2 protein-coding genes and 1 tRNA gene are annotated in these 2,836 nt (G+C 63.0%); 2 read left to right on the forward strand and 1 reads right to left on the reverse strand.

The window, feature by feature from the left end; genetic code table 11:
- The first annotated feature begins 302 nt into the window (after positions 1 to 302).
- Together OKC30_RS20400 and OKC30_RS20405 are read left to right on the forward strand one after the other, a co-directional pair.
- Positions 303 to 379: transfer RNA gene (locus OKC30_RS20400), tRNA-Trp, on the forward strand.
- Positions 380 to 588: 209 nt separating this feature from the next.
- On the forward strand, positions 589 to 1,959 hold the full coding sequence (locus OKC30_RS20405; RefSeq protein WP_160839527.1) for a phosphatidylserine decarboxylase family protein: 1,371 nt from the start codon (positions 589 to 591) through the stop codon (positions 1,957 to 1,959).
- Positions 1,960 to 2,014: 55 nt separating this feature from the next.
- Here OKC30_RS20405 and OKC30_RS20410 read toward each other — a convergent pair whose 3' ends face one another.
- The gene (locus OKC30_RS20410) at positions 2,015 to 2,533 is read right to left on the reverse strand and encodes a class IV adenylate cyclase (protein ID WP_042864778.1); all 519 of its coding nucleotides are present in this window, start codon (positions 2,531 to 2,533) and stop codon (positions 2,015 to 2,017) included.
- Between the last annotated feature and the right edge of the window lie 303 nt (positions 2,534 to 2,836).

Here is a 2,836-nt window from a genome sequence, read left to right on the forward strand (position 1 = left end):
CACGCAAGAGGCAATAGTGGATCACCGGACGATCGTCTCATTTTTTACCTGTCAACTGGTCTGGGTGAACCGTTACGTTGCAGCAGTCGGTAATTGAGCATGGGCAGCCTCCCTGAGCCTGGTTTCACCCTACCCCCATTTGTGTCCCATTCCTACCCCGTCGGGGCTGCAAATACAGCAGCTTACCCCCGCTCCTTGTTGGAATTGCGGGGATCTGCTCGTCATTTGTTCGATCGCATCGAAAGTGAGAAAAAAGCCTTTACCTTTGACCTCCGCTTTGTATACTACGCCTCGTTTGTTGCAGGGGCGTAGTTCCAATTGGTAGAACAGCGGTCTCCAAAACCGATGGTTGCGGGTTCGAGTCCTGCCGCCCCTGCCATTTTTCAGAAAGGCCAGCTCATTGAGCTGGCCTTTCGCATTTCCGTCGTTTGCCAACGCCTCCGTTAGCCTCTTTTTCCCCGCTTCGCCGCTGCCATTTCTGCCAATGGAGGCCGCTTTTCCCCTGTGCTACACCTTGCTACCTGCCAGATGGCGCCCTCAGGCGCATCGCATCCGGCGGGCCCAAGGCGCTTCAACAAGGAGAGAGCGATGAACAAGGCAGTGGATACGCGTCCCCCCCATGCCCATGCCGGTGGCTGGGTCCCCCGGGATCAGGCCCATGTGGCGCGCTGGGTACAGCGGCTGCGTCAGGCGGTCACCCGCCAGCCTCGCCCGCTGGTGGCCCCGATCGCCGGATTGAAGGCGCTGGTGGAGCAGGATCCTCTCCTGTATCAGCAGGCCCAGGGGATGTTTGACGAGGCGTGGCAGCACGAGCACAGCACGCCGCTCGGTCAGGTCCAGGTGCGCAGCCTCGATGAGTTCCTGCAGCTGCTCAACGGCATCATGACCACGGCCCCGGAAGCCTATCAGGATGTGCAGACCCAGGAGCCCGCCGGGCTGATCGGATTCCCCATCAATGCCCTGCTCAACTGGCCCATGGCGACGGCCGCCGGGTACGACTTCTTCGCCAATGCGCTGGTGAACCAGCAACTGCGCAAGATCCTCGGATACTGGGCCGACTTCCTGCAAAGTCCCGCGTCCCGTTATGTGCTGACCGAGTCGGTGAGCCCCTTGGATCGCCAGACCCTGATCGTCCCCTGGCTCGGGGAGGTGGCGAAACGGGAGATGGTCCGGGTGGCGCAGGGGGCGCTCGGGGCCGGCGACAACCCCACCCCAGAGCGCTTCGAGGGGATCTTCCACACCGTGCCGGGAGAGGAATACGAGGGCTTCGCCAGCTGGGACGACTTCTTCACCCGCCGCTTCTGCCCCGGCGTGCGGCCGGTGACGGCCCCGGACGATGACAGCGTGATCGCCAACGCCTGCGAGTCGGCCCCGCTGCAGGTGGTGACCGGGGTAAGGCGGCAGGACGCCTTCTGGCTCAAGGGACAGCCCTATTCCCTGGACAACTTGCTGGACTTCGACCCGCGCGCCGCCGCGTTCGAGGGGGGCACCCTCTATCAGGCCTTCCTCAGCGCCCTCAGCTATCACCGCTGGCACAGCCCGGTGAGCGGCACGGTGCGCTCGGTCATGGTGGTCAACGGCAGCTACTACCTGGCCAACCGCCACCAGGGTTTCGACAGCCCGGCGGGGCCCGACCCCAGCGCCCCGAACCAGTCCCAGCCCTTCCTGACCGCGGTGGCGACCCGGGCACTCATCTTCATCGAGGCGGACAACCCCAGGATCGGCCTGATGTGCGTGGTGCCGGTGGGCATGGCGGAGGTGTCGAGCTGCGAGGTGACGGTGCAGCCGGGGCAGCGGATCGCGAAGGGGGAGCAGCTCGGCATGTTCCACTTCGGCGGCTCCACCCACTGCCTGCTGTTTCGCCCCGGTGTCGAGCTGGCGTTCGACTTCTACGGCCAGCAGCCGGGGCTGGAGGCGACCAACCTGAGGATCAACACGGCGCTGGCGCGGGTCAAATAACCCAGCCGCCGGACAGTAAAGGCCGCCTTCGGGCGGCCTTGTTGTTGTGAATCCCTCAGGGTTGTCGTTGCAGCAGGAGATCCAGATAGGCGCCTTCGATCAACCGGGAGGGTTCGATACCGAGACGCGCCATGATGTCGTGAGCTTCCTGCATCCCCACCTCGCGCGGTTCGTCATCTTCCAGCACCACTTCCAGTTCGAGGAAGTGACCCAGCCCTTCAACCCGGTCGAGATGGATCCGGGTTCTGCCCACCAGAAACAGGGTCCGCTGTTTTCGCACTCTGCCAATCTGGCCGCAAGCCAGGGTGAGCGTTTCCCGCAGCTTGTCCGGCTCGTTCGTTGGCGTGATGTGGTAGTAGCTCTCCTTCGGACCCTGTTGATCAGGCCTGCGGTAGAAGATGAGCTGGCCTGCCGACGGGGAGAGCGTCCGCAATTTGAAGCGGCCCGATTCACAGCGAAAGAAGGTATCATCCTGGGCGATGTCGACGGGGCCCTTGTCGGCGATGGCCGCGGCTCTGGGGATAAGGTCATCGACCCCGGCTATGCGGGCTTTGATCTCGATATTTCGTGGCATGGCAGCGGGTTCTCCTTGAAAACGGGATACCCAATCTAGCACAGCCCACGTTGCCGAGAGGGGGGCAACAGGGGGAGCGCCAGTTCGGTTCCTGATGGATGCTCAACCCTGCCCGCCAACCCTCTTTCAGACGCCTGAAACCGCCCTCAAGAGACAGGTCAGCGGGTGCTGACCTGCTCTGCCGGTGCCTGCCCGTCATCCGCGATATGACCTCATGGCCGCCTTAGGGCGCAATGCTGATCAGTTAAGGATCCATTGACCGATCCTTCTGCTGTAGGACAATCCGGAACCAATCACTGGTTC

The sequence above is a fragment of the Aeromonas sp. QDB18 genome (assembly GCF_027705325.1).
Lineage (GTDB): Bacteria > Pseudomonadota > Gammaproteobacteria > Enterobacterales > Aeromonadaceae > Aeromonas > Aeromonas caviae.